The following is a 6,104-nucleotide window of genomic DNA, read 5'->3' as shown; positions in this document are numbered from 1 at the left end:
ACCCGCAGTTCCAGCAAGCCTACGAAGACCTCGGCTACCCGGGCAAGTACTTCAACGACCGGCTCGTCGCGGTGATCGACCAGCTGCTCGTCACGCCCGACGCGGCCGAGTCGATCGGCGTGCACCTGCCGACGGTCAACAGCCCGGTGCAGCCGACGCGGCCCTGGGTGCTGTACGAGTTCAACGACCCGGCACTGCAGGCGCTGAGCGCCGGCCAGCGCCTGCTGCTGCGCACCGGGCCGGTCAACGAACGGCGGATCAAGGCGAAGCTGCGCGAGCTGCGGCGCCTGGTCACGTCGCCGGCCGCCGCATCGGCCCCGCGCTGAGGCAGACAGGGCTCAGAACCTCGGCGTACGCCCCGAAAACCCGGCGTCGTACTTGCGCATCTGCGCCAGGTCGTCGCGGTTGCGCACGCCGCAGGCCAGGTACTGCGCGTGGAGTTCGGCCAGCTTGCCGCGGTCGAGCTCGACGCCCAGCCCCGGCGTGCCGGGCAGGCGCACCGCACCGTGCTCGAAGGCGATGCGGCCGCCCTGGATCACCTCCTCCTCCTGCCACGGATAGTGCGTGTCGCAGGCATAGGTCAGGTTCGGGATGCTGGCCGCCACGTGGGTCATCGCCATCAGGCTGATGCCCAGGTGCGAGTTCGAGTGCATCGACATGCCGAGGTCCCACAGCGCGCACATGCGCGCCAGCGTCTGCGTGACGCGCAGGCCGCCCCAGTAGTGGTGGTCTGACAGCAGCACCTTGACGGCCCCGGTTTCCGCCCCCTTGCGGAAGTCGTCGAGCGTCGTGATGACCATGTTGGTGGCCAGCGGCAGCCGGGTGTGCCGGGCAAGCTCGGCCATGCCCTGCAAGCCCGGCGTCGGGTCTTCGTAGTACTCGAGCAGTTCGTCGAGTTCCGGCGCGGCCCGGATGCTGGTCTCGAGCGACCAGTTGGCATTGGGGTCGAGCCGCAGCGGCAGGCCCGGGAAGRCCGTGCGCAGCGCCCGCATGCAGGCGATCTCGTGCGCGGGCTCGAACACGCCGCCCTTCAGCTTGATGCTCTGGAAGCCGTACAAGTCGATCATGCGCTGCGCCTGCGCGACGATCTGTGCCGGGCTGATGCCCTCGCCCCAGGCGTCCGCCGCATAGGGCCGGTCGATGTGCTCGGCGTACTTGAAGAACAGGTAGGCGCTGTACGGCACGGCATCGCGCACCGCACCCCCCAGCAGGTCGACGATCGGTGCACCGAGCAGCTGCCCTTGCAGGTCGAGCATCGCCACCTCGAAGGTGCTGGTCACCTTGGCGGCGTTCTTCGCCGTGTGCGAGCCGGGCGCCAGCTCGAACTCGATGGCGCCCGGACTGGGCCGGATGGCCGCGCGCACCCGTTCTTCCATGCGGTTGAGATCGAACGGCGACAGGCCAACGACCAACGCCTTCGCCTGCGCCAGCACGCGCAGCATCGGCTCGTCGCCGTAGGTCTCCGAAATGCCGACGCGGCCGTCGCTGGTTTCGAGTTCGACGATGGCCCGCAGCGCCCACGGCTCGTGGATGCCTGCGGCATTGAGCAGTGGACCGTCGCGAAAGGCGATCGGCGTGATGCGGACGTCGGTGATGCGGATGTCTCTCTGCATGGCGTGGTCTCAGTTGGGGGTGGCGCCGGATTTCTTCACCAGCGCCCCCCAGCGCGGGATCTCCCGGGCCATCAACGCCGACAACTCCTCGGGCGTGCCGCCGACGAGGTCCATGCCCAGTTGCCCGCCCAGCTTGGCCTGCACGTCGGGCATCTTCAGCGCCTTGGCAATCTCGGCATGCAGCCGGTGCACGACGGCCTTGGGCGTGCCCTTGGGGGCGTACACCGCCTGCCATGACGACATCTCGAAGCCGGGCACGCCCGACTCGATCATCGTCGGCGTGCCCGGCGACAGCGCGATGCGCTTGCCCGTCGTCACCGCCAGCAGCTTCAGCTTGCCGGACTGCAGCAGCGGCAGCGCAGCGGTCATCTGGTCGAACATGAAGGTGACCTGGCCCGCGGACACGTCGACCATCGCCGGCGGCGTCCCCTTGTACGGGACGTGCGTGAGCGGCACGCCGATCAGGTCGGCGAACAGCTCGCCCGCCAGGTGCGTGGACGTGCCGGCGCCGGACGACGCGAAGGTGCGCCGCTTCTCGTCCTTCTTCAGCAAGGCGATCAGCTCGGCCACCGAGTTCACGCCGAGCGCGGGGTCGACCAGCAGCACGTTGGGCAGCGTGGCCACCAGGGCGACCGGCTCGAAATCCTTCACCGGGTCGTAGCCGAGGTTCTTGTACAGGCTGGCGTTGATCGCGTGCGTGCTGATCGTGCCGCCGAACAGCGTGTAGCCGTCGGGTGCGGCCTTGGCGACGAAGCTCGCGCCGATGCCGCCGGCCTGCCCGGGCTTGTTGTCGACGACCACGGTCTGCTTCAGCGCGAGCTGCAACTTCTCGGCGAGGACGCGCCCGACCACGTCGGTGGAGCCGCCCGCCGTGAAGGGAACGATGTAGGTGATGGGCTTGGCCTGCGGCCACTCCGGCGTCTGGGCCGCGGCGGCGCCGGCGAGGGCCAGCGACAACGGCAGGGCGAACGGCAGGGCAAGGCACGACACGAGGGTTCGACGATTCAAGGGAGTCTCCGGTGGTGGCGGGGTGGGCCGCGCTGCATGGGCGCGGCTCGCTGACCCGAAGTGAAGCACTAATATATTAGTGTGTCAATGTACCGACCCCACCGCTAGAATGCGCTTCATGCCCGCCCCGTCCCCCAGCCGTTCCGTCGCCCTGGACCGCTCGCGCCATGCGGCGCCGCAGGTCTTCGAGCGCCTGCGCGACCTGATCCTGTCGCTGGAGATGGCCCCGGGCACGGTGCTCTCGCGTGCCGACCTGGCGGCGCACTTCGGCCTCAGCCAGACGCCGGTTCGCGATGCGCTGATCAAGCTCGGCGAAGAGGGCCTGGTCGACATCTTTCCGCAGCACGCCACGGTCGTGAGCCGCATCGATGCGGTGGCGGCCGTGCAGGCGCAGTTCCTGCGCCGCTCGATCGAGGCCGAGGTGGTGCTCACGCTGACCGGGCATGCCGATGCGCTGCTGCTCAGCCAGTTGCGCGCGCAGATCGACGTGCAGACGGCGCTGATGGGCAGCACCGCCTACCTCGAGTTCATCGCGGCTGACCGGGCGTTTCACCGGCTGATGTACGTCGCCGCGGGCGTGCCGGACCTGTTCGACCTGGTGCGCAAGCACAGCGGGCACGTCGACCGCCTGCGCATGCTGAACCTGCCCACGCTCGGCAAGCAGCGCGCCATCGTGCGCGACCACCGCCGCATCGTGGACGCCATCGCCAGCGGCGACGCCGAGGCTGCGCAGGCGAGCCTGCGCGATCACCTGTCCGGCACCCTGGGGCAGATCGACGCGATCCGCCTGGCGCATCCGGACTACTTCACGGCGTAGCTCGGACCTCACCAAGGAACCGCACCAGGCTGTGCGGTGCCTCATCGCCGAGGCACGCGTCGAGCACATCGACCGAACCTGCGGCCGCCTCGGCGCTGCGCGGAAAGACCTTCGCCTCATAGGCCGCCAGCGCGGCCTCGGGATCAGCGGGGTTCGCCGCGAGGGCTTCGCCCAGCTCGGCGCCGTCGACCATCGCGAGATTCGCGCCGTCACCCGCGGGCGCCATCAGATGCGCCGCATCGCCGAGCAGCGTCACCCCCGGGACGCGCTCCCACCGATGGGCTGCGGGCAACGCGTGGATCGGCCGGAACACGGGCGCCGACTCGGCCTCGGTGATGAGGGCGGTGAGCGCGCGATCCCACCCTTCGAACTCCTTCGCGATGCGGGACCGCAGCGCAGCCGGATCGGCGGCCTCGACCGCTTCGATCCATGCCATCGGCTTGCGCAGCGCCACATAGGCGTGCAACACGCCGCCCGGCTCACGGTGCGCGAAGATGCCCTTGCCCGGCTCCACCGCGAAGAGCGCGCCGCCGCCCACGGCTTCGGCGCTCGCGGGATGGCGCACGTCGGCGTCGGTCAACCAGGCCTCGACGAACGTGGTGCCGAGGTAGACCGGTGTCGCATCGGACACCAGCGGACGAACCTTCGACCAGGCGCCATCGGCACCCACCAGCAGGTCCGACACCACGCTGTTGCCGTTCGCGAACGCCAGGCGGTGCAGGCCGCCGCCCAACGCCGCCGCCGAGGCGAGCTTGTGCCCCCACTGCACCGTGCCGGCAGGCAATGACTCGAGCAGCAGGCGGCGCAGTTCGCTCCTTCGCACCTCCGGCCGGCCGCCGTTGCCGTCGTCGGGTTGATCGAGCAGCACCGCTGCGGCCCTGTCGAGCACCCGCGAGGCCTGGCCGCCGGGATGGACCAGGCGGCGGAACTCGTCGTGCAGCCGGGCCGCCTTCAAGGCGAGCTGGCCGCTGTCGTGGTGGATGTCGAGCATGCCGCCCTGGGCGCGTGCGGTGGGCGAGACCTCGGCCTCGTAGACGGTCGAGGCGATGCCGTGGACATGGAGGATCCGGGCCAGCATCAGCCCGCCGAGGCCAGCGCCGACGATGGCGATCGTGCGTGAATGGAATGTCATTCCATGATATTGGAACGGCATTCCACTTGTGTCAAGATGCGGCATGCCCAAGAAATCACGCGCGCCTCAGCGGCGCGAGGATTCCCTCTCGCGGGATCGCATCATCGAGACCGCCATCGAGCTGCTCGACAGCGCCGGYGAAGGCGGGCTGACATTCCGCGCCCTGTCGGAGCGCCTGGCGACGGGGCCCGGCGCGATCTACTGGCACATCGCGAACAAGGGCGATCTGGTGGTCGCCGCCTGCGACGCGGTGATCGCCGGTGCGATGCAGGCGCAGGGCGACACCCTCCACGGCTTGGCGGCGGGCATGTTCGACGCGATGGACGAGCATCCCTGGATCGGCTCGGCGCTGCTGCAGGCGGCCGGGCAACTGCCGATGGTGCGCCTGTTCGAGCGCATCGGGCGGCATGTGCAGGCACTCGGCGTGCCGAAGGCCGGGCAATGGGCGGCAGCGTCGGCACTGCTGCACTACATCCTCGGCGTCGGCGGACAGAACGCCGCGAACCGGCTCTCGGCGCAGGAGCGCGAGATCGATCGGGAGGGCTTCCTGGGCGAGGTCTCCATCGCGTGGTCGGAACTCGATGAAACCGAGTACCCGTTCACACGATCGATGGCGGAGCAACTGCAGCAGCACGACGACCGCGCCGACTTTCTGGCGGGGATCGATCTGATCCTGGGCGGGATCAGCGGGATGGCGGGGACAGCGGCACGGAAACGCTCCTCCCGCTGAGCGATCATCGGCAGCGACGCCAATCCCGAAGAGAGCGCCCCATGGCCAAGTACCAGTTCGACCCGCAGTCCTGACCCATGAGCAACATTTCTTCCCATCGATTGCAAAGCCTTGCCCTCGCCGCCTCCGCGCTGCTGGTCGTCGGCTGCGACTTCGCCCCGGAGAAGCTCTTCGACGCGCTCTCGGGACGCGAAACGAACGTGGTCGTCCTGGCCAGGCAGCCGGTGCTGCTCACGCCCGAACCCTCGGTGCTGACCTCCAGCGAAACGATGAAGATCGTCGGAGAGTCGACTTCGCTGTGCCTGTCGCTGCGAGGCGGCATTCCCTTGCAGGATTCCAGGACGATGGATCAGGCCTTCGCGGCCGCCATGCAGAACGCGAGGGTGTCGGTCCATGTCGTTCTTGCGAACGGAGATCGCGTTGCGTTGAGACCGCCTCTGCAGGCCTGGAGCATGCACGGCAAGGTGCTCAAGAACGATGAGCTGGCGGCCTGCGCGAGCACACCGTGCAAGGCTGATTTGCAAGTGGGTGCACAAGTCGCCAGGATCGAGGTGTCCTCGGAGCCCGCGCTGTCCGTCCAGGGGGTCTATTGGCAGTCGGAGCGAGGTCCGCTCGAGGATCCGGCCCCGCCACCTGTTGTCGCTGCGGCGTCAGCACCGCGGGCGAAGTCGTCGTGTATGGCGCGAGCAGGCTGAGCCGGGTGTTCAACCCACGGCGGTCCAGGCGGTGAAGCCGGCCATCGCCACCAGGCCCGCGCCCACCACCCGCATCAGCAGGCGCCGGCCTTGCGGGTTCGCCTTCAGC

At 69.2% G+C, this 6,104-nt stretch carries 7 protein-coding genes; 4 read left to right on the top strand and 3 right to left on the bottom strand.

What is annotated here, in order from left to right; all coding sequences use genetic code 11:
* Positions 1 to 326: DUF3014 domain-containing protein (locus tag AC1D12_RS21945; RefSeq protein ID WP_477842838.1), on the top strand; the 326-nt coding region annotated here is incomplete at its 5' end.
* A gap of 12 nt (positions 327 to 338) precedes the next feature.
* On the opposite strand, the gene AC1D12_RS21940 is transcribed toward AC1D12_RS21945, so the two are convergent.
* Positions 339 to 1,613, bottom strand: coding sequence for a glucarate dehydratase family protein (locus tag AC1D12_RS21940; protein WP_477842836.1), 1,275 nt, complete (start codon positions 1,611 to 1,613; stop codon positions 339 to 341).
* 9 nt (positions 1,614 to 1,622) lie between these two features.
* Entirely contained in the window at positions 1,623 to 2,621 is a 999-nt protein-coding gene (locus tag AC1D12_RS21935) for a Bug family tripartite tricarboxylate transporter substrate binding protein (protein WP_477842834.1), read from the bottom strand.
* Positions 2,622 to 2,739: 118 nt separating this feature from the next.
* Here AC1D12_RS21935 and AC1D12_RS21930 point away from each other — a divergent pair, with 118 nt between their 5' ends.
* Positions 2,740 to 3,438 carry a GntR family transcriptional regulator gene (locus tag AC1D12_RS21930; RefSeq protein ID WP_477842832.1) on the top strand — a complete coding sequence of 233 codons (699 nt, stop codon included), beginning with the start codon at positions 2,740 to 2,742 and terminating at the stop codon, positions 3,436 to 3,438.
* Here AC1D12_RS21930 and AC1D12_RS21925 read toward each other — a convergent pair.
* The gene (locus tag AC1D12_RS21925; protein ID WP_477842830.1) at positions 3,428 to 4,615 is read right to left on the bottom strand and encodes an FAD-dependent oxidoreductase; all 1,188 of its coding nucleotides are present in this window, start codon (positions 4,613 to 4,615) and stop codon (positions 3,428 to 3,430) included. The two genes, AC1D12_RS21930 and AC1D12_RS21925, sit on opposite strands and share 11 nt — an antisense overlap.
* Between AC1D12_RS21925 and AC1D12_RS21920 the strand changes: the two genes are divergently transcribed.
* Positions 4,614 to 5,300 (top strand): TetR/AcrR family transcriptional regulator, encoded by a 687-nt coding sequence (locus AC1D12_RS21920; RefSeq protein WP_477829640.1) that lies wholly within the window; start codon positions 4,614 to 4,616, stop codon positions 5,298 to 5,300. The genes AC1D12_RS21925 and AC1D12_RS21920 overlap by 2 nt on opposite strands.
* 77 nt (positions 5,301 to 5,377) lie before the next feature.
* Positions 5,378 to 5,995, top strand: a complete 618-nt coding sequence (locus tag AC1D12_RS21915; protein WP_477842828.1) for a hypothetical protein — start codon at positions 5,378 to 5,380, stop codon at positions 5,993 to 5,995.
* Positions 5,996 to 6,104: the final 109 nt, after the last annotated feature.

The organism is Rhizobacter sp. P1_G5, assembly GCF_056405435.1.
This window is presented reverse-complemented; position numbering and strand designations above follow the sequence as displayed.